This window comes from Streptomyces sp. NPDC058663, from assembly GCF_042716745.1.
Lineage (GTDB): Bacteria > Actinomycetota > Actinomycetes > Streptomycetales > Streptomycetaceae > Streptomyces.
In genome coordinates, this window is sequence record NZ_JBHXRV010000003.1 from 20,997 (window position 1) to 39,845 (window position 18,849).

Sequence of the window (18,849 nt, forward strand, 5' to 3'; positions counted from 1 at the left end):
GTGCGGGGGCGCGGGGGTGCCGGGGTGCGGGTGGACGGAGGGGGACAAGCCGGCGGAAGGTGGCCGTTCCCGGGCTGTCCGGCCCGGCAGCGGGCTTGAGCGCCCCGTCGGGCCCGGCCGTAAGTAACAATGTCGGGTGCTCCAGGAACTCTTCAACCCCTCCGTCCACCACGTGCTGGACCTCGTCGGGATCTTCGTCTTCGCGATCTCCGGTGCCCTGCTCGCCGTGCGCAAGAACTTCGACGTCTTCGGCATGGCAGTGCTCGCGGAGGTCACCGCGCTGGGCGGAGGGCTGTTCCGCGACCTGATCATCGGTGCCGTGCCACCCGCCGCCTTCGTCGACCTCGGGTACTTCGTCACCCCGCTCGTCGCGACCGCGCTGGTCTTCTTCCTGCACCCGGAGGTCGAACGGATCCAGCTCGGGGTGAACGTCTTCGACGCGGCGGGCCTCGGGCTCTTCTGCGTGTCGGGCACGGCCAAGGCGTACGACTACGGGCTCGGGCTGACCGCGTCGGCGACGCTGGGCCTGGCCTCGGCGGTCGGCGGCGGCGTGCTGCGGGACGTGCTCGCCAACGAGGTGCCCTCGCTGCTGCGCTGGGACCGGGACCTGTACGCGGTGCCGGCGATCGTGGGAGCGGCCATGGTGGCCCTGTGCATCCGGTTCGACGTGCTGAATCCGTTCACCAGCGGACTGGCGGTGTTCACCGCTCTGTCGCTGCGGCTGCTCGCGCTGAAGTACCACTGGCGGGCGCCGCGGGCGTGGCACCGGTCCTCGGTGAAGGCGGACGAGCCGGATCAGGTGGGGTGAGGGGGAAGTGGAGGGGGCCTGCCCGGGGCCTGCCCGGGAGGCTTCGCGGTTGCTTCGCTCGGAAAGCTACCGCTTAGTAATGAGGCGGTGTAGCGTTCCTGCCATGGCACAGACACCCATCGGGTCCCTCGGGGACAGCGAGTTCGACCGCGACACCGCCGTGACCCGGCGCGAGCCCGGCGTGTACGACGCGGAGCTCTCCGCCGGCTGGACGATCATCAACGCCGTCAACGGCGGATACCTCCTCGCCGTCATCGGCCGCGCCCTCGCCGACGCCCTGCCGCACCCGGACCCGTTCACGGTCTCCGCGCACTACTTCTCCCCGTCGCAGCCCGGCCCGGCGGTGGTCCGGACCGAGACCGTCCGCTCGGGCCGCACCCTCTCCTCCGGCCAGGCCTCGCTCCTGCAGTACGACGAGGAGGGCCGGGAGGTCGAGCGCATCCGCGTCCTCGCCTCGTACGGCGACCTCGACGCCCTCTCCGACGATGTGCGTACGTCCGCCAAGCCGCCCGCCATTCCGCCGCTGGAGCACTGCCTGGGCGCCTCCGACGGTCCGGCCCCGAAGATCCCCGGCAGCAGTGCCATCACCGAGCGGCTCGACCTGAGGCTGGACCCGGCCACGGCCGGCTGGGCGGTCGGCGCACCCTCCGGCAAGGGGGAGATGCGCTCCTGGTTCGCTCTCGCGGACGGCCGCGACGCCGACGCGCTGTCGCTGTTGCTCACCGTCGACGCCCTGCCCCCGACCAGCTTCGAGCTGGGCCTCAAGGGCTGGACGCCGACCGTCGAGCTCACCACGCACATCCGCTGCCGCCCGGCACCAGGACCCCTGCGCGTCTCCATCGTCACCCGCAACCTGGCGGGCGGCTTCCTGGAGGAGGACGCGGAGGTCTGGGACAGCGCGGACCGGCTGGTCGCCCAGTCACGGCAGCTGGCGCGCGCACCGCGTCCGTAGGGGATGCGGGGCACGCGCCAGTTCTGGTGCGGTGTGCGGGCCGGAGTGCGGGGCCGGCCTCAGCGGCGGCTCCGGCTTCCGCCCCAGTTGGAGCCGATGCCCGCCACATGCAGGGCGAGGAAGGCGAGGCCGAGCAGCATGAGGCTGGTCGGCATGAAGATCTCGTTGGCGGAGATGTCCGCGGCGTTGATGATGAACGCGATGACGAAGAGCACGGCACCCACGATTGCCAGCATCACAAGTCCCCTTCCTTGACTGTCCGGTGACTCCTTACGGAATCCTTATGCAGCTGGTGCCCCGGCTCGCGGCACCCATGCGGGGGGCGCGGAAACCCGTGCGTGGCGGGCCCGCCGGACCTGCCACGGGTTCCGGGGGGACCGCGCCGGGGCGGGGGCCCCGGGTGGCCTCGTACAATTTGCGCACCATGGCTTACCTCGACCACGCCGCGACCACGCCCATGCTGCCGGAGGCGGTCGAGGCGATGACCGCCCAGCTGACCGTCACCGGTAACGCGTCCTCCCTCCACGCCGCCGGACGGCGGGCCCGCCGTACCGTCGAAGAGTCCCGGGAGGCCTTCGCCGACTCGCTCGGGGCGCGCCCCAGCGAGGTCGTCTTCACGGCGGGCGGCACCGAGGCCGACAACCTCGCCGTCAAGGGCCTGTACTGGGCGCGCCGCGCCGCCGACCCGCGCCGCACCCGCGTCCTGGCCAGCCCCGTCGAGCACCACGCGGTGCTCGACGCGGTCGACTGGCTGGCCACCCACGAAGGGGCCGACGTCGAGTACCTCGACGTGGACGCGTACGGCCGGGTGCACCCCGAGACGCTCCGCGCGGCAATTGCGCGCAACCCCGAAGACGTCGCGCTCGCGACCGTCATGTGGGCGAACAACGAGATCGGCACCATCATGCCGGTACGTGAACTCGCCGATGCGGCAGCCGAGTTCGAGGTTCCGCTGCACGCGGACGCCGTGCAGGCGTACGGGCAGCTGGAGGTCGACTTCGCGGCGTCCGGGCTGGCCGCCATGACCGTGTCCGGTCACAAGATCGGCGGGCCCTACGGGATCGGCGCGCTGCTGCTCGGACGGAGCTACGCCCCCGTACCCGTGCTGCACGGCGGCGGCCAGGAGCGCCATGTGCGTTCCGGCACCCTCGACGTGCCGGCCATCGCGTCCTTCGCCGTCGCGGGCGTGCTGGCCGCCGAACGCCGTGCGGACTTCGCCCGGGACATCGGCGCTCTCCGCGACGATCTGGTGAAGGCGGTACGGGAAGCCGTTCCCGACGCGATCCTCGGCGGCGACCCGGCCCCGGGCGGCCGGCTGCCGGCCAACGCGCACTTCACCTTCCCCGGCTGCGAGGGGGACTCGCTGCTGCTCCTGCTGGACGCGCAGGGCATCGAGTGCTCCACGGGATCGGCGTGCACCGCGGGGGTGGCCCAGCCCAGCCACGTACTGCTCGCCACCGGAACCGACCCCGACCTGGCGCGCGGCACCCTGCGTTTCACCCTCGGCCACACCTCCACGGCCGAGGACGTGGCGGCGGTCGCCGCAGTGATCGGCCCGGCGGTGAAACGGGCCCGCACCGCGGGCCTCAGCTGACCCGCCCGGCCCACGGAACCCTTGCTGACCTGCGGATCAGTACGGTGGACCGGGCAGTCACCGCAAAACGGAGGGTGTCTCGGTTTTGTGTAACGCTAGTCACGCTCAACCCTAGAGGCCCACAATCGCTCTTTATACTTGATGCCTCTGAAGTCCCTCAGAAGTCAAGGAAGTCCGCGCCGCGCGTTTGGGCCGCACGACGACCCATGGAGTCCACGTTGAAGGCGACCCTCCGTTCCCGCATCACCGCGCGGATCGGGCGCATGTACCTGGCCAGGATCCAGAAGCACGGCATCAGCTCCTCGCTGATCAACCGGCTGCCGGAGAACCTGCTGCTTCCCATGCGCCGCGACGGCCTCGACCCGGTGGCCAAGCTGTCCGCGCGGCAGGAACAGTCCCCGATCTACCAGGTGCCGCTGCCGTTCGGCATGGACGCCTGGGTGGTCACGGGGTACGACGAGGTGAAGGCGGTCCTCGGCTCGACCGACGGTTTCAGCAGTGACTTCACCAACCTCGCGGGCAACGCGGGTGTCGTCGCCGAGCACAACCCCGGCGGCCTCGGCTTCAGCGACCCGCCGGTCCACACCCACCTGCGCCGGATACTCACCCCCGAGTTCACGATGCGCAGACTGCGGCGGCTCACCCCGCGCATCGACGAGCTCATCGAGGCGCAGCTCGACGTGATGGAGGCGGCGGGCGCGGGCGGCGAGCCCGTCGACCTGGTGAAGGACTTCGCGCTGCCGATCCCCTCGCTGACCATCTGCGAGCTGCTCGGCGTTCCCTACGAGGACCGGCACGACTTCCAGCAGCTGGCCATGGAGCGGTTCGACCTGTTCTCCGGGGCCACCGCCCCCTTCGGCGCCATGTCGGAGTCCCTCTCGTACTTCCGCGACGTGGTCAAGAAGCAGCGCGAGAACCCGGGCGACGGCCTCATCGGCATGATCATCCGGGACCACGGCGACACCGTCGGCGACGAGGAGCTGGCGGGCCTCGCGGACGGCGTGCTGACCGGCGGCTTCGAGACCACGGCGAGCATGCTGGCCCTCGGCTCGCTGCTGCTCCTCCAGAACGACACCGCCTTCGCCCGGCTGCGGGACGACGACGCGGCCGCGGCGCCCTTCGTCGAGGAGGCGCTGCGCTACCTGACCGTGGTGCAGGTGGCCTTCCCCAGGTTCGCCCGGGAGGACACCGAGATAGCCGGGGTGCGGATTCCCAAGGGGGACCTGGTGCTGTGCTCGCTGGCGGGGGGAAACCGGGATGCCGGGTACACCCCGGACAAGGGGGGCTTCGACCCGGACCGCAAGGCGTCGGGCCACCTTGCCTTCGGGTACGGAATCCACCGGTGCATCGGCGCCGAGCTGGCCAGGATGGAACTGCGGGCGGCCTATCCCGCGCTGGTCAGGCGCTTCCCGGAGATGAAGCTGGCGGTGCGCCCCGAGCAGCTCGACTTCCGCAAGCTGTCGATCGTGTACGGGGTGGACTCCCTGCCGGTGCGGCTGCGCTAGCGGGGCGGCTGCTCTGGCCGTACGGGTGCGTGGGCCCGGGGACGACGGCCGGGCCGGACGACGGCCGTACAGGCGCGCCGGTCACGCCTTGGACGTCGAGGCGGCCCTCACCAGTTTGAGATAGCGGTCCCAGTCCCAGTACGGCCCCGGGTCCGTGTGGTCGGTGCCGGGGATCTCCACGTGGCCGATGATGTGCTCGCGGTCCACCGGGATCTTGTACCGGGCACAGATGTCGGCGGCCAGCCGGGCGGACGAGCGGTACATCACGTCGGTCAGGGTGCCCCTGCGGTGGGCGTACGCCTCGTGCTCGATGCCGATGCTGCGCTCGTTGAAACTCCGGTTGCCCGCGTGGTACGCCACGTCCAGCTCCCGGGCCATCTGCGTCACCTGGCCGTCCTTCGCCCGGATCACGTAGTGCGCGGCCGCCGCGTGCAGCGGGTCGCGGAAGACCCGTATCGCCGTGTCGTAGCTGCCCTCGGTGGTGTGGATCACGATGCGGTCGATGGTGTAGTCGTCAGGGCGGTCCGCCGTCCGGAGGTTTCCCGCCGAGGCCGCCACCCACCGGGCCCCCTTCTGGTCCACCGCCCCGTCCGTGCGCTGTTTGTCGACTCCCGGCACCTTCCACCACAGCCGGGACGCCTCGTCGCCCCACACCACGGCCGCGCCGGTCACCACCAGCCCCGTACCGATCAAGAAGCCCCGTCTGCTGGGTTTCTTCCTGGCCCCGTCGCTCATCTGCCGGCCCCCTGTCCCCGTCCTGTACGCAGGTAACGCTTGGGACTCCCGCGTTGGTTCCGATTACCCTGGACGAGCTATGACCGATACCCCGCGCCCCCTCCGTGTCCTCGCCGCCATGTCCGGCGGGGTCGACTCCGCCGTCGCCGCCGCCCGAGCCGTGGAGGCCGGGCACGACGTGACCGGTGTCCACCTCGCGCTCTCCGCCAACCCGCAGTCCTTCAGGACAGGGGCCCGCGGCTGTTGCACCATCGAGGACTCCCGGGACGCCCGGCGGGCCGCCGACGTCATCGGCATCCCGTTCTACGTCTGGGACCTCGCCGAGCGCTTCCGCGAGGACGTCGTGGAGGACTTCGTCGCCGAGTACGAGGCCGGGCGCACGCCCAACCCGTGCCTGCGCTGCAACGAGAAGATCAAGTTCGCGGCGCTCCTCGACAAGGCCCTCGCGCTCGGCTTCGACGCCGTGTGCACCGGCCACTACGCCACCGTCGTCGTGAACGAGGACGGCAGCCGTGAGCTGCACCGTGCCTCGGACATGGCCAAGGACCAGTCGTACGTCCTGGGCGTCCTGGACGAGAAGCAGCTCGCGCACGCCATGTTCCCGCTCGGCGACACCCTCACCACCAAGGAAGAGATCCGGGCCGAGGCCGAGCGCCGCGATCTGGCCGTCGCCAAGAAGCCCGACAGCCACGACATCTGCTTCATCGCCGACGGCGACACCCAGGGCTTCCTCGCCTCCCGCCTCGGCGGCAAGGCCGAGGGCGACATCCTCGACGAGGAGGGCGCCAAGCTCGGCACCCACGACGGCGCCTTCGGCTTCACCATCGGCCAGCGCAAGGGCCTGCGCATCGGCCACCCGGCCCCCGACGGCAAGCCGCGCTACGTCCTGGACATCTCCCCGGTCAACAACACGGTGACGGTCGGCCCCGCCGAGGCCCTCGACGTCACCGCCCTCACCGCCATCCGCCCCCGTTGGTGCGGCTCCACCCCGGCCGCCCCCGGCACGTACACCGCCCAGCTGCGCGCCCACGGCGGGGAGACCGAGGTGCACGCCGAGGTCGTCGACGGCGAACTCCACGTCACCTTCACCGGGGAGCCGATGCGCGGAGTCGCCCCCGGCCAGGCGATCGTGCTGTACGACGGCACGCGCGTGGTCGGCTCGGCGACGATCGCGACGACGGTGCGGCGCACGCAGACCGCGGAGGCGGACGCCACCGTCTGAGCGCTCCCGGCACCCCGGGGGTGGCGCCGCGACGTGAGGTCCCGCAGCCCCCGGTACCCCTCACGCGGCGGCCGAGAAGAACTCCTTCAGCACCGGTGCCAGCCGACCCGGGTCCACGTCGTGCGTCTGCTGCGGCAGGGTGCTCCGGCGGCCGTCCGGCAGGGCCGTCGCCGTCAGCCGGGCCGCGTCGCGCATCAGCGGCGGGCTCGCGCCGCCGTCCACGACCAGGACCGGACGGTCCAGTGCGGCCAGCCGGTCCGTGGGGACCGTCCCGTCGCCCATCACGGCGTCGTCGTACGCCAGCGAAGGCGCCAGACGCTCGAAGGAGCGCCACACCGGGGCCCCCTTCATCTGGGCGACGAACTGGCGGGGCATGCCGACGACCGACAGGAACAGCTCGACCGCATCGCTCCTGCGTCCCTCGCCCAGCGCCGCGGTGAGGCTCTCGGTGTACGCGGCCTTCTCGGCGCGGGTGTCCTCGCGGACGGTGAACGGCGGCTCGTAGACCGCGAGCCGCGGAGCGGCCAGCCCGGCCGATGCCGCGCGCAGCACCAGCGCGCCGCCGGAGGACATCCCGTACAGGAAGGCGCTGCCGCCGACCTCCTCGATCAGCGCCGCCAGGTCCTCGACCTCACGGGCCACCGCGTACGGGGCGGTGTCGCCGCTGGCGCCGCGGCCCCTGCGGTCGTACGTGACGACGTCGAAGTCCGCGGCCAGGAGCCCGGCCAGCGGCCCCTCCGCCGTACCCGTGCTGAACGCGCCGCCGACCAGGATCAGCGGGGGGCCTTCCCCCCTGCGCTCGTACGCGAGAGGGGTGCCGTCACGCGAAATCACTTTGCTCATACCGACTTGGACCGCGGGCGCGCACGGAACTCATCGGTCGGCGGGGCAAAGTCGCGAGAAGTTTTTCCGCGGGGCTCCGGGGCGCCTTTCCGGCCGCTTCCCGCGCGCCCCCGGGCGGCTGCGCACCGGGGGACCGGCGTTAGGTTGGGAGCCATGAACATCTGCGTCTTCCTCTCCGCCGCCGACCTCGACGAGCGCTACACCCGGCCCGCCCGCGAGTTCGCCGAACTCCTCGGCAAGGGCGGCCACACGCTCGTCTGGGGCGGCTCCGACGTGGGCCTGATGAAGGTCGTCGCGGACGGTGTCGAGGCGGCGGGCGGCCGGCTCGTCGGGGTCTCCGTCGACTTCCTGCACACCAAGGCACGCGCGCGTGCCGACGAGATGGTCATCGCCAAGGACCTCGCCGAGCGCAAGGCGCTGCTGCTCGGCAAGTCCGATGCCGTCGTGATCATGGTGGGCGGCACCGGAACCCTCGACGAGGCGACCGAGATCCTGGAGCTGAAGAAGCACGGACTGACCGACAAGCCGGTGGTGCTGCTCAACGCCGACGGTTTCTACGACGGGCTCAAGCAGCAGTTCCAGCGGATGGAGGCAGAGGGCTTCCTGCCCGTCCCCCTCGGCGACCTGGTCTTCTTCGCCGAGGACGGAGTGGCCGCACTGGCCTACCTGGAGGAGTCCACCGGAGTCCAGTAGCCCCTGGTGAGGTGCGGTGAGGGGGCCGGTGAGGTGCGAGCATGGGGCGCATGGCTACTCATGTGATCACCGGGGCGGGGTCGGGCATCGGCGCCGCCGTCGCCCGCCGTCTCCACGCGCGCGGCGACGACGTCGTCCTCATGGCCCGCGACGCGGGCCGCGCCAAGGAACTGGCGGCCCAGCTGCCCGGCGCCCACACCCTCGTCGGCGACCTGTCCAACCCCGACCGGCTGTCCTGGGCGTTCTCCCACCAGCCGATGCCCGAGCGGGTCGACACCCTGCTGCACATCGCCGGCGTCGTCGACCTCGGCAAGGTCGGTGAACTCGGTGTACGCGCCTGGCACAGCCAGCTCAACACCAACCTCATCGCCCCCGCGGAACTCACCCGGCTCTTCCTGCCCCAGCTGCGCCTCGACAAGGGGCACGTCGTGTTCGTGAACTCGGGCGCCGGCCTCTCCGCGGGCCCCGAGTGGAGCGCGTACGCCGCCAGCAAGCACGGGCTGAAGGCGCTCGCCGACTCGCTGCGCGCCGAGGAGCACGAGAACGGGGTGCGCGTCACCTCCGTCTACCCCGGCCGCACCGCCAGCCCCATGCAGGCGAAGGTGCACTCGCAGGAGGGCAGGGCGTACGACCCGTCGAAGTACATCGACCCCGAGTCGGTGGCGACCACCGTCCTGATGGCCCTCGACCTGCCGCGCGACGCCGAGGTCAACGACCTGACGGTGAGGCCCGGACGATGACCGGGAACGCGACGACGACCGAGGACGCCGGGAAGAAGTGGTGGGCGCCGGCCACCGGTGTCGGCTCCATGCCCGGCACCGACGCCCGGGAGACCGCCAAGACCGTCGTCGGCTCCTTCGAGGACTTCCCCCACCTCGCCGAGCTGCCCGCGCGCGGCCCCGGAGCGGACATGCTCGGCCGCACCGCGGGAATGCTCGCCGAGATGTACGTGCACCTGGAGCCCAGCGGCTGGCGCTTCAGCGACCGGCCGGGACGCGACACCCGGCGGGCCCGCTCCTGGCTGGGCGAGGACCTGGACGCCCTGGAGGAGTTCACCCAGGGATACACGGGACCGGTCAAGGTGCAGGCCGTCGGTCCCTGGACACTCGCCGCGGCCCTCGAACGGCGCGGCGGCGAGGCGGCGGTCGGCGACCCGGGTGCCTGCCGCGACCTGGCGGCCTCCCTCGCCGAAGGGCTGCGGGAACACCTCGCGGACGTGCGGCGGCGGATCCCGGGCGCGCAGCTGGTGCTCCAGCTCGACGAGCCCTCCCTGATCGCCGTACTGCGCGGACAGATCAGGTCCGCCAGCGGATACCGCACCTACCGGGCGGTCGACCGGCAGGTGGTGGAGAGCGCGCTGCGGGACGTGATGGCGGTGCACGAAGGACCCGTGGTCGTGCACTCCTGCGCACCCGACGTGCCGATCGCTCTGCTGCGCAGGGCGGGCGCGTCCGGTATCTCTCTCGACTTCACCCTGCTCACCGAGCGTGACGACGACGAGATCGGTGAGGCCGTCGAAGGAGGCACGAAGCTGTTCGCTGGCGTGGTGCCGAGCACGGAAGGGCCATTGTCAGACCCGGGCGGTAGCGTCATGGGTGTCAGGCAGTTGTGGCGCAGGCTGGGGCTGAATCCCGGACTTCTGTACGAGTCCGTGGTGATCACTCCGACGTGCGGGCTCGCCGGGGCTTCCCCGGCGCACGCCCGGGCGGCGCTCGCCCACAGCAGCCGGGCGGCACGGTCGCTCGCGGACAACCCAGAGTGACGAGAAATCCCCTCACGGGGCCAACGGGAGGATGAAGACGGTGGCTGGCGAACAGCACGCAGCGGTACCCGCAGAGGCACGGGAGAAGCACGCGCGGCTCGCTGAGCAGATCGAGGAGCACCGCTTCCGGTACTACGTCAACGACCAGCCGGTCGTCAGCGACGCCGAGTTCGACAAGCTTCTCCGCTCCCTGCAGGCGCTGGAGGAGGAGTACTCCGAGCTGCGCACGCCCGACTCGCCGACCCAGAAGGTCGCCGGGGCGTACGAGACCGAGTTCACCTCCGTCCAGCACCGCGAGCGGATGCTCTCCCTGGACAACGCCTTCGACGACGAGGAACTGGCCGCCTGGGCCGAGCGCCTGGCCACAGAGCTCCACGGCATCGAGTACCACCTGCTGTGCGAGCTCAAGGTCGACGGCCTCGCCGTCAACCTGACGTACGAGAAGGGCAGGCTGACCCGCGCCGCCACCCGTGGCGACGGGCGCAGCGGCGAGGACATCACGCCCAACGTGCGCACGATCTCCCAGATCCCGCAGACCCTGAAGGGCGACCGCATCCCGGACCTGGTGGAGATCCGGGGCGAGGTCTACATCCCGATGGAGGAATTCGGCGAACTGAACGCACGCCTGGCGGAAGCCGAGCGGGCGGCCAAGGCCGAGGGCAAGGCGGCCAAGGAGAAGCCCTTCGCCAACCCGCGCAACGCGGCGGCCGGTTCGCTGCGGCAGAAGGATCCCCGCGTCAGCGCCAGCCGCCCGCTGCGCATGGTCGTGCACGGCATCGGCGCCCGCGAGGGCCTCGACATCGCCCGGCTCTCCGAGGCGTACGCACTGCTGGGGGAGTGGGGCCTGCCCACCGCGCAAGCGAACCGGGTGGTCGACGGTCTCGACGGAGTACGGGAGTTCATCGCCGACATCGGCAGGAACCGGCACTCCGTCGCCGAGCACGAGATCGACGGCGTCGTGATCAAGCTCGACGAGATCCCCCTCCAGGGCAGGCTCGGCTCGACCTCGCGCGCCCCGCGCTGGGCCATCGCGTGGAAGTTCGCCCCCGAAGAGGTCAACTCCAAGCTGGTCAACATCCGCGTCGGTGTCGGCCGCACCGGCCGTGTCACCCCCTACGCCCAGGTGGAGCCGGTGACGGTGGCCGGATCCGAGGTCGAGTTCGCCACCCTGCACAACCAGGAGGTGGTGAAGAAGAAGGGCGTCCTGATCGGCGACACGGTCGTGCTGCGCAAGGCCGGCGACGTCATCCCCGAGATCCTGGGCCCCGTCGCGGACCTGCGGGACGGCACGGAGCGCGAGTTCGTGATGCCCGTCGACTGCCCCGAGTGCGGGACGGCGCTGCGCCCCATGAAGGAGGGCGACATCGATCTGCGCTGCCCCAACGCGCAGACCTGCCCCGCCCAGTTGCGCGAGCGGCTGTTCTACCTCGGCGGCCGCAAGAGCCTCGACATCGAGAACTTCGGATACGTCACCGCGACCGCGCTCACCAAGCCGCTGGAGCCCGCCGAGCCGCCGCTGCTCGACGAGGGCGACCTCTTCGACCTCACCATCGAGCAGCTGCTGCCCATCAAGTCCCATGTCCTGGACTCCGATTCGGGCCTGCCCAAGGTGGACCCGAAGACCGGTGAGGAGAAGGTCGTCACCGTCTTCGCCAACCAGGACGGCGAGCCCCGCAAGAACGCCCTGGCGATGCTGGAGAACATCAGGGCGGCCAAGGAGATGCCGCTGGCCCGCATCCTCACCGGGCTCTCCATCCGGCACGTCGGACCGGTCGCCGCCGAGGCGCTGGCCCGCGAGTTCCGCTCGGTCGACCGGATCCAGCAGGCCACCGAGGAGGAGATGGCCGGGGTCGACGGCGTCGGCGGGATCATCGCCGCCTCCCTCAAGGAGTGGTTCGCCGTCGACTGGCACCAGGAGATCCTCCGCAAGTGGCGGGCCGCCGGGGTCCGGATGGAGGAGGAGGGCGCCGACGAGGACCAGGGGCCGCGCCCGCTGGAGGGCCTGACCGTCGTCGTCACCGGGACGCTGGAGAAGTACACCCGGGATGGCGCAAAAGAGTCCCTGCAGAATCTCGGAGCGAAAGTGACCGGTTCCGTTTCGAAGAAGACCTCCTTCGTGGTGGTCGGGGACAGCCCCGGTTCGAAGTACGACAAGGCCATGCAGCTGAAGGTGCCGGTGCTCGACGAGGCCGGCTTTGGGGTGCTGCTCGCAGAAGGGCCGGAAGCCGCACGTGAAGCGGCGGTTCCGGTGCAGCCGTAACGGGAAGAACAGCGGCCGGAGGGCCACCCGTTCGGCGCATACCAGACGTCTGCGGGTGGTCGGGTCGCATTCGGGCAACAGCGGTCTACCGCTGCCCGGGAGAGCCTGCTGCGGCCTACTGTTGGGATGTGCGCCTGCCGTGCACCGCTGGGGAACCGTTTCCTGTCCCCGGAATGTCTGCTCCTGAGGAGACGTCCGGGGCGGCGGAGGCGGGGCGAGCCGTGGTGACATGGCAACGGGGCCATCTCGCGTGACACGGGCACCGCCGGCTGTGAGAGGGACGGAATGAAACCGACCGAGAGTGCCGACCCGGCCTCACGGCTGCGCGGTCTGGCAGGACGGGCCGGGCTGTCCGCAATGGCGGGCCGGTTCGGACGGGCCGGGCAGTCCGGCCGCGGGGCCGAAGGGCCCGCAGGGCCCGGCCACCGGACCCAGGCCCCCGGCCGGCCGTCGCCGCAGCCCTCACCCGCACGGCTGCAACAGCCCTACGGCGCCTACCCGGCGTACCCGGCCCGTGGCCCGCGGCCCGCACCGCCGGAATCCGGACACGGCGCGACCTGGCCCCAACTCTGGGGTCCGCTGCTCCCCGCGGTGCTGACCGGGCTGGCCGGCGTGGTCCTGGCCGGCGGCATCGCGCAGGCGGTCGGCGCCCAGCGCGCCCTGTTCCCCAGTGGCACCGCGGGCTGGTCCCTCGCCGCCCTGACGGGAATCGTCGTCGGTCACCTCGTCGCGCTCGGCAGGGACCGGTGGTGGGGCGGCACCGGATCGGGGGCGGCGCTCACCCTCGCCGTCCTGCTGCTGTACGGATGGCTTCCGGCCGGGCTGGTCAGCCTGGCCGTCGTCGTGCTGGTCGGCACCGCCCGCCGACGCCGCTGGCGACAGGGCGTGCTGCACGGCTCCGCCGACATCCTCGGCCTCGCGGCCGCGGCCCTCACCCTGAGTGTCTTCGGTCAGGTGCCCACGGTGGAGCGCCCCTGGCAGCCCACCGGCTGGGACTGGCAGGCCCTGCCCGAGGTGGTCCTGGCCGCTCTCACCTACCTCCTGGTCACCCGGCTGCTGCTGTGGTGCGTCCAGGCCCCGCAGACCGGACGGCTGCCGTCGGCCGCCAAGACCGCTCTGGTGCGGCAGGGACTCGTGGCCGGCGCGCTGCTGGGCATCGCCCCGCTGATCTGTGTCGTGGCGATATCGCTGCCGGTGCTGCTGCCCCTGTTCGCCGTACCGCTGATAGCGCTGGACTCCACGCTGTGGATAGCCAGGGCGCGGGCCGAGGAGCAGCTGCGGGACCCGCTGACCGGGCTGCCGAACCGGCAGTGGCTGCTGGAGCGCGCCCGGCCGGCGCTGGAGGAGGCCGAGGGGCTCGGGTCGCGGTCCGCGCTGGTGCTGATCGACATGGACCGGTTCCGCTCGGTGAACGACACCCTCGGCCATCTCGCCGGGGACCGCCTGCTGTTGCAGATAGCCGACCGGCTGCGACGTGCGCTGCCCAAGGGGGCGGAGGCCGCCCGGCTGGGCGGCGACGAGTTCGCCGTACTGCTGCCGAAGACCGAGTCCGCGACGGGCGCGCAGCGCATCGCCCGCCATCTGGTCGCGGAGCTGGGGTCCCCGCTGGACCTGGACGGGCTGACCTTGGTGCTGGAGGCAAGCGCGGGCGTGGCCGTCTTCCCCGACCACGCGCTGGACGCGGAGGGCCTGCTGCGGCGGGCGGACGTCGCGATGTACCAGGCCAAGCGGGACCGCAGCGGGGTCGAGGTCTACGAGTCCAAGCGGGACTCCAACACCCCCGACCGGCTCGGCCTGTTGGGAGACCTGCGGCGGGCCCTGGACGCGGGGGACGTGGAACTGCACTACCAGCCCAAGGTGCGCTTCGACGGGCAGGTTGCCGGTCTGGAGGCACTGGTGCGCTGGGTGCATCCGGAGCGCGGGCGGGTGCCTCCTGACGAGTTCATCGCCATCGCCGAGTCGTCGGGGCTGATGCCCCACCTCACCGAGTACGTACTGGAGACGGCGCTGGCGCAGGTCGCCCGGTGGCGCGCGCAGCAGCTCTACGTACCCGTGGCGGTGAACGTCTCGCCGCGCGACGTGCACACCCCCGGGTTCGCCGGAGCGGTGGCGGCGCGGCTGGCCAGGCACGGGGTCCCGGCCGGATCGCTCCAGCTGGAGATCACCGAGCACGTACTCCTCGAGGACCCGCAGCGGGCGGCCGACACCTTGGCCGGGCTGACCGGGCACGGCGTGAAGATGTCGCTCGACGACTTCGGGACCGGCTACTCCTCGCTGGTGCACCTGCGGCGGCTGCCGGTGAGCGAGCTGAAGATCGACCGGTCGTTCGTCGCCCGGCTGGCGGTGGACACCGAGGACGGCGAGATCGTCCGGTGCACGATCGACCTCGCCCACTCGCTGGGGCTGCTGGTGGTGGCCGAGGGCGTCGAGGACGACGAGACGTGGGAGCGGCTGCGGGACCTGGGGTGCGACGCCGTACAGGGGTGGCTGGTGGCGGCCGCCATGCCGCCCGAGGAGGCCACGGCATGGCTGCTGGCCCGCGGGTCGCGCGGCTGGCAGCGCCCGGCCGAGCTGGCCGCCGCGGCGGCCGCCGCGGAGGCCGAGCGGGAGTAGGAGCGTTCGGCGGCAGCGGGGGCCGTGCCCCCTCACCGCCGGCGGCGGCGCGGTCAGTGCCCCGGACCGGGTGGAAGCGAGAGGTGCGAGTGAGGGCCCCGGCGGCGGCGCCGGGGCCCTCACTCGTACCGCCCGCCGGAACTGTTTCGCAGGCATACGACCGTGCCCCATAGGATTGGGCGCAACAACCCACATCGCACACCAACCCCTGAGGATCGCTGCATGCCTGGCATCACGCGCGAGGAGGTCGCACACCTCGCTCGGCTGGCGCGTCTGGAGCTGAAGGCCGAAGAGCTGGAGCACTTCGCCACTCAGCTCGACGACATCATCGGCGCGGTCGCCCGCGTCTCCGAGGTCGCCGACCAAGACGTTCCGCCGACCTCCCACCCGCTGCCGCTGACGAACGTTATGCGCGCGGACGAGGTACGCCCGTCGCTCACCCCCGAGCAGGCGCTTTCCGGCGCCCCGGCCCAGGAGCAGCAGCGTTTCAAGGTGCCGCAGATCCTGGGGGAGGACTAAAACAGCATGACGACCGACATCATCAAGCTCACCGCGGCCGCGACCGCCGAGAAGATCGCCTCCGGCGAGCTCACGGCCGTCGAGGTCACCGAGGCCCACCTGGCCCGGATCGAAGCCGTCGACGAGAAGGTGCACGCCTTCCTGCACGTCGACCGCGAGGGTGCGCTCGCGCAGGCCCGCGCCGTCGACGCCAAGCGCGAGGCCGGCGAGAAGCTGGGCCCGCTGGCCGGCGTCCCGCTCGCGCTCAAGGACATCTTCACGACGGAGGGCATTCCCACCACCGTCGGCTCGAAGATCCTCGAGGGCTGGATCCCGCCGTACGACGCGACGCTCACCAAGCGCCTCAAGGCCGCCGACATCGTCATCCTCGGCAAGACCAACATGGACGAGTTCGCCATGGGGTCCTCCACCGAGAACAGCGCGTACGGTCCTACCGGCAACCCCTGGGACCTCACCAAGATCCCCGGCGGCTCCGGCGGCGGCTCCTCCGCCGCCCTCGCCTCCTACGAGGCCCCGCTCGCCATCGGCACGGACACCGGCGGCTCCATCCGCCAGCCCGCCGCCGTCACCGCCACCGTCGGCGTCAAGCCGACCTACGGCGCGGTCTCCCGCTACGGCATGGTCGCCTTCTCCTCGTCCCTCGACCAGGGCGGGCCCTGCGCCCGTACGGTCCTGGACGCGGCGCTCCTGCACGAGGTCATCGCCGGGCACGACCCGCTCGACTCGACCTCCATCGACGCCCCGGTCCCGCCGGTCGTCGAGGCCGCCCGCAACGGCAGCGTCGACGGCATGCGCGTCGGCGTCGTCAAGCAGTTCCGCGGCGAGCACTACCAGGCCGGCGTCCTGCAGCGCTTCGACGAGTCCGTCGAACTGCTGACGAAGCTCGGCGCCGAGATCGTCGAGCTGGACTGCCCGTCCTTCGACCTGGCGCTCTCCGCGTACTACCTGATCGCGCCCTCGGAGTGCTCCTCCAACCTGGCCCGCTTCGACGCCATGCGCTACGGGCTGCGCGTCGGCGACGACGGCACCCGCTCCGCCGAGGACGTCACCGCCCTCACCCGCGAGGCCGGATTCGGCGACGAGGTCAAGCGCCGCATCATCCTGGGCACGTACGCCCTGTCGAGCGGCTACTACGACGCGTACTACGGCTCGGCGCAGAAGGTCCGTACGCTGATCACGCAGGACTTCGAGAAAGCATTCGAGCAGGTCGACGTCATCGTCTCGCCGACGACGCCCACCACCGCCTTCCCGATCGGCGAGCGCGCCGACGACCCGATGGCGATGTACCTCGCCGACCTGTGCACCATCCCGACGAACATGGCGGGCAACGCCGCCATGTCGCTGCCCTGCGGGCTCGCGCCGGAGGACAACATGCCGGTCGGGCTCCAGATCATCGCCCCCGCCCTGAAGGACGACCGTCTTTACAAGGTCGGCGCTGCCGTTGAGGCCGCCTTCGTGGAAAAGTGGGGGCACCCGCTGCTTGAGGAGGCACCGTCGCTGTGAGCCCCATGCCCATCAAGGCCAAGGGATTCAAGAATTCCAAGGCTGCTACGTACCTGTCGATCGGCTCCACCGCATTCGGCGCGATCAGCGTCGTCAAGCAGGCCCGGATGGCCCGCAAGGACAACGACACGCTCCGTCTCGTCGACGCCGCTGTCTCCGCCGCCGCCATCGTCACCGGCCTCGCTCTGCTCTACCGCGAGCTGAAGAAGCTCGGCGACGACGACGTCCTGCTGGGCTGAGAGGGAAAGTTTCACCGTGACTGTCACTACCGACCTGGTGTCGTACGAGGATGCCCTCGCGACGTACGACCCCGTCATGGGTCTTGAGGTCCATGTCGAGCTCGGCACCCGGACCAAGATGTTCTGCGGCTGCTCCACGGAGCTGGGCCAGGACGCCAACACCCAGACCTGCCCCACCTGTCTCGGCCTGCCCGGCGCCCTGCCGGTCGTCAACGAGATCGGCGTGGAGTCGGCCATCAAGATCGGTCTCGCGCTGAACTGCGAGATCGCCGAGTGGTGCCGCTTCGCCCGGAAGAACTACTTCTATCCGGACATGCCGAAGAACTTCCAGACCTCCCAGTACGACGAGCCCATCGCCTTCAACGGCTACCTCGACGTACAGCTGGAGGACGGCGAGATCTTCCGGGTGCAGATCGAGCGCGCCCACATGGAGGAGGACACCGGAAAGTCCACCCACGTCGGTGGCGCGACGGGCCGCATCCACGGCGCCTCGCACTCCCTGCTCGACTACAACCGGGCCGGCATCCCGCTCATCGAGATCGTCACCAAGCCGATCGAGGGTGCGGGCGCGCGCGCTCCCGAGGTCGCCAAGGCGTACGTGGCCGAGCTGCGCGAGGTCATCAAGGCGCTCGGCGTCTCCGAGGCCCGGATGGACAAGGGCCAGATGCGCTGCGACGTCAACCTGTCGCTGCGCCCGCACGGGCGCGAGGAGTTCGGCACCCGCAGCGAGACGAAGAACGTCAACTCGCTGCGTTCCGTCGAGCGGGCCGCCCGCTTCGAGATCCAGCGGCACGCCGCCGTCCTCAACGGCGGCGGCACGATCATCCAGGAGACCCGGCACTTCCACGAGGAAGACGGCTCGACGACGTCCGGCCGCATCAAGGACAACGCCGAGGACTACCGCTACTTCCCCGAGCCGGACCTGGTCCCGGTCGCCCCGGCCCGCGCCTGGGTCGAGGAACTGCGCAGCGGCCTCCCCGAGATGCCGCGCGTGCGCCGCAACCGGTTGCGCGAGGAGTGGGGGGTCAACGAGCACGACATGCAGTCGATGCTCAACGCCGGTGCGGTCGACCCGATCGTCGCCACCATCGAGGCCGGTGCCGACTCGGCGTCCGCCCGCAAGTGGTGGATGGGCGAGCTGGCCCGCAACGCCAACGAGACCGGCCGGGCGATCGACGAACTGCCGATCACCCCGGCGCAGGTGGCCCGCGTCGCCGCTCTGGTCTTGGCCGGCGACCTGAACGACAAGCTGGCCCGCCAGGTCATCGAGGGCGTCCTCGCAGGTGAGGGCGGCCCCGACGAGGTCGTGGAGAAGCGCGGCCTGAAGGTCGTCTCCGACGACGGCGCACTGGGTGCGGCGGTCGACGAGGCCATCGCGGCCAACGCGGCCATCGCGGACAAGATCCGCGGCGGCAAGGTCGCCGCGGCGGGCGCGCTGGTCGGTGCGGTCATGAAGACCACCCGGGGCCAGGCGGACGCGGCACGTGTACGCGAGCTGATCTTGGAGAAGCTGGGCGTCGAGGGCTGACGCAGGCTGACGCACGGAGCGAAGGGCCCTGGCCGGGACACACCGGCCGGGGCTTTTCGGCATACGCCTGCGG

17 protein-coding genes are annotated in these 18,849 nt (G+C 71.4%); 14 read left to right on the forward strand and 3 right to left on the reverse strand.

Translation table 11 applies throughout. The features are described 5' to 3' along the window. Positions 1-136: 136 nt before the first annotated feature. The gene (locus tag ACFWVV_RS02960; protein WP_384344219.1) at positions 137-808 is read left to right on the forward strand and encodes a trimeric intracellular cation channel family protein; all 672 of its coding nucleotides are present in this window, start codon (positions 137-139) and stop codon (positions 806-808) included. Between the two features lie 79 nt (positions 809-887). Beyond that, positions 888-1,760 (forward strand): thioesterase family protein, encoded by an 873-nt coding sequence (locus ACFWVV_RS02965; RefSeq protein ID WP_384344222.1) that lies wholly within the window; start codon positions 888-890, stop codon positions 1,758-1,760. Positions 1,761-1,819: 59 nt separating this feature from the next. Here ACFWVV_RS02965 and ACFWVV_RS02970 read toward each other — a convergent pair whose 3' ends face one another. After that, on the reverse strand, positions 1,820-1,996 hold the full coding sequence (locus ACFWVV_RS02970) for a hypothetical protein (protein ID WP_384344225.1): 177 nt from the start codon (positions 1,994-1,996) through the stop codon (positions 1,820-1,822). Between the two features lie 188 nt (positions 1,997-2,184). Here ACFWVV_RS02970 and ACFWVV_RS02975 point away from each other — a divergent pair, with 188 nt between their 5' ends. Next, positions 2,185-3,354, forward strand: a complete 1,170-nt coding sequence (locus ACFWVV_RS02975; protein WP_384344228.1) for a cysteine desulfurase family protein — start codon at positions 2,185-2,187, stop codon at positions 3,352-3,354. A gap of 206 nt (positions 3,355-3,560) precedes the next feature. Beyond that, positions 3,561-4,859, forward strand: coding sequence for a cytochrome P450 (locus ACFWVV_RS02980; protein ID WP_384344231.1), 1,299 nt, complete (start codon positions 3,561-3,563; stop codon positions 4,857-4,859). A gap of 81 nt (positions 4,860-4,940) precedes the next feature. Here ACFWVV_RS02980 and ACFWVV_RS02985 read toward each other — a convergent pair whose 3' ends face one another. After that, complete coding sequence (locus tag ACFWVV_RS02985; RefSeq protein WP_384344234.1) at positions 4,941-5,594, reverse strand: N-acetylmuramoyl-L-alanine amidase; 654 nt, start codon at positions 5,592-5,594, stop codon at positions 4,941-4,943. 79 nt (positions 5,595-5,673) lie between these two features. Here ACFWVV_RS02985 and mnmA point away from each other — a divergent pair, with 79 nt between their 5' ends. Continuing rightward, positions 5,674-6,816, forward strand: coding sequence for a tRNA 2-thiouridine(34) synthase MnmA (gene mnmA / locus ACFWVV_RS02990; protein WP_384344237.1), 1,143 nt, complete (start codon positions 5,674-5,676; stop codon positions 6,814-6,816). 60 nt (positions 6,817-6,876) lie between these two features. On the opposite strand, the gene ACFWVV_RS02995 is transcribed toward mnmA, so the two are convergent. Beyond that, positions 6,877-7,659, reverse strand: a complete 783-nt coding sequence (locus ACFWVV_RS02995; RefSeq protein WP_384344241.1) for an alpha/beta fold hydrolase — start codon at positions 7,657-7,659, stop codon at positions 6,877-6,879. 153 nt (positions 7,660-7,812) lie between these two features. On the opposite strand from ACFWVV_RS02995, the gene ACFWVV_RS03000 reads away from it, so the two are divergent. From ACFWVV_RS03000 to gatB, 9 genes are all read left to right on the forward strand, one after another. Continuing rightward, positions 7,813-8,352 carry a TIGR00730 family Rossman fold protein gene (locus ACFWVV_RS03000; protein ID WP_384344244.1) on the forward strand — a complete coding sequence of 180 codons (540 nt, stop codon included), beginning with the start codon at positions 7,813-7,815 and terminating at the stop codon, positions 8,350-8,352. 50 nt (positions 8,353-8,402) lie between these two features. Further along, on the forward strand, positions 8,403-9,092 hold the full coding sequence (locus tag ACFWVV_RS03005; RefSeq protein ID WP_384344246.1) for an SDR family oxidoreductase: 690 nt from the start codon (positions 8,403-8,405) through the stop codon (positions 9,090-9,092). Beyond that, positions 9,089-10,114 (forward strand): methionine synthase, encoded by a 1,026-nt coding sequence (locus tag ACFWVV_RS03010; protein WP_384344249.1) that lies wholly within the window; start codon positions 9,089-9,091, stop codon positions 10,112-10,114. The genes ACFWVV_RS03005 and ACFWVV_RS03010 overlap by 4 nt, the downstream gene beginning before the upstream one ends. Before the next feature lie 31 nt (positions 10,115-10,145). After that, positions 10,146-12,374: an NAD-dependent DNA ligase LigA gene (gene ligA / locus ACFWVV_RS03015; RefSeq protein WP_384344252.1), complete on the forward strand. Its 2,229-nt coding sequence runs from the start codon at positions 10,146-10,148 to the stop codon at positions 12,372-12,374. 285 nt (positions 12,375-12,659) lie between these two features. Then, a complete protein-coding gene (locus tag ACFWVV_RS03020; RefSeq protein ID WP_384344255.1) occupies positions 12,660-14,987 on the forward strand; it encodes a putative bifunctional diguanylate cyclase/phosphodiesterase in 2,328 nt (775 codons plus the stop codon). 222 nt (positions 14,988-15,209) lie between these two features. Continuing rightward, complete coding sequence (gatC, locus tag ACFWVV_RS03025) at positions 15,210-15,506, forward strand: Asp-tRNA(Asn)/Glu-tRNA(Gln) amidotransferase subunit GatC (protein WP_384344258.1); 297 nt, start codon at positions 15,210-15,212, stop codon at positions 15,504-15,506. 6 nt (positions 15,507-15,512) lie between these two features. Next, positions 15,513-17,009: an Asp-tRNA(Asn)/Glu-tRNA(Gln) amidotransferase subunit GatA gene (gene gatA, locus ACFWVV_RS03030; RefSeq protein WP_384344260.1), complete on the forward strand. Its 1,497-nt coding sequence runs from the start codon at positions 15,513-15,515 to the stop codon at positions 17,007-17,009. 5 nt (positions 17,010-17,014) lie between these two features. Beyond that, positions 17,015-17,248 carry a hypothetical protein gene (locus tag ACFWVV_RS03035; RefSeq protein WP_138894630.1) on the forward strand — a complete coding sequence of 78 codons (234 nt, stop codon included), beginning with the start codon at positions 17,015-17,017 and terminating at the stop codon, positions 17,246-17,248. 16 nt (positions 17,249-17,264) lie between these two features. Next, entirely contained in the window at positions 17,265-18,776 is a 1,512-nt protein-coding gene (gene gatB, locus ACFWVV_RS03040; protein WP_384344263.1) for an Asp-tRNA(Asn)/Glu-tRNA(Gln) amidotransferase subunit GatB, read from the forward strand. Positions 18,777-18,849: the final 73 nt, after the last annotated feature.

Coding starts and splice junctions, on each gene's coding strand:
- ACFWVV_RS02965 (WP_384344222.1), top strand. CDS start 888: ATGAGGCGGTGTAGCGTTCCTGCCATGGCACAGACACCCATCGGGTCC.
- ACFWVV_RS02970 (WP_384344225.1), bottom strand. CDS start 1,996: ATGCTGGCAATCGTGGGTGCCGTGCTCTTCGTCATCGCGTTCATCATC.
- ACFWVV_RS02975 (WP_384344228.1), top strand. CDS start 2,185: ATGGCTTACCTCGACCACGCCGCGACCACGCCCATGCTGCCGGAGGCG.
- ACFWVV_RS02980 (WP_384344231.1), top strand. CDS start 3,561: ATGGAGTCCACGTTGAAGGCGACCCTCCGTTCCCGCATCACCGCGCGG.
- ACFWVV_RS02985 (WP_384344234.1), bottom strand. CDS start 5,594: ATGAGCGACGGGGCCAGGAAGAAACCCAGCAGACGGGGCTTCTTGATC.
- mnmA (WP_384344237.1), top strand. CDS start 5,674: ATGACCGATACCCCGCGCCCCCTCCGTGTCCTCGCCGCCATGTCCGGC.
- ACFWVV_RS02995 (WP_384344241.1), bottom strand. CDS start 7,659: ATGAGCAAAGTGATTTCGCGTGACGGCACCCCTCTCGCGTACGAGCGC.
- ACFWVV_RS03000 (WP_384344244.1), top strand. CDS start 7,813: ATGAACATCTGCGTCTTCCTCTCCGCCGCCGACCTCGACGAGCGCTAC.
- ACFWVV_RS03005 (WP_384344246.1), top strand. CDS start 8,403: ATGGCTACTCATGTGATCACCGGGGCGGGGTCGGGCATCGGCGCCGCC.
- ACFWVV_RS03010 (WP_384344249.1), top strand. CDS start 9,089: ATGACCGGGAACGCGACGACGACCGAGGACGCCGGGAAGAAGTGGTGG.
- ligA (WP_384344252.1), top strand. CDS start 10,146: ATGAAGACGGTGGCTGGCGAACAGCACGCAGCGGTACCCGCAGAGGCA.
- ACFWVV_RS03020 (WP_384344255.1), top strand. CDS start 12,660: ATGAAACCGACCGAGAGTGCCGACCCGGCCTCACGGCTGCGCGGTCTG.
- gatC (WP_384344258.1), top strand. CDS start 15,210: ATGCCTGGCATCACGCGCGAGGAGGTCGCACACCTCGCTCGGCTGGCG.
- gatA (WP_384344260.1), top strand. CDS start 15,513: ATGACGACCGACATCATCAAGCTCACCGCGGCCGCGACCGCCGAGAAG.
- ACFWVV_RS03035 (WP_138894630.1), top strand. CDS start 17,015: ATGCCCATCAAGGCCAAGGGATTCAAGAATTCCAAGGCTGCTACGTAC.